Consider the following 286-nt stretch of genomic DNA (forward strand, 5'->3'; position numbering starts at 1 on the left):
AGCAAGATGCGCGTATCGCAGTCGTCCAACGAATAGGCAATCTCGGCCGCGCTCCAGCGCAGGTTGACCGGGTTGACCACGCCGCCGGCCCACCACACGGCATGGAAGAACACCACGTAGAGGTCGCTGTTCATGCCCAGCATGCCGACCCGGTCGCCGGGCTGCAGGCCCAGCTGCTGCAGCACTGCGGCCAGGCGCGCCACGCGGTCGGTGAAGGCCGCCCAGGTCCAGCGACGGCCGGCACAGGCCAGCGCCTCGGCCTGCGGGCATTCGATCAGCGCCTTGT

At 69.2% G+C, this 286-nt stretch carries 1 protein-coding gene; it reads right to left on the minus strand.

The window, feature by feature from the left end:
• Positions 1-286: AMP-binding protein (locus tag ACMUOY_RS20300; protein ID WP_413894533.1), on the minus strand; the 286-nt coding region annotated here is incomplete at both ends.

Origin of the sequence: Candidatus Skiveiella danica (genome assembly GCF_022705245.1) — a bacterium.
GTDB classification, from domain to species: domain Bacteria; phylum Pseudomonadota; class Gammaproteobacteria; order Burkholderiales; family Burkholderiaceae_C; genus Skiveiella; species Skiveiella danica.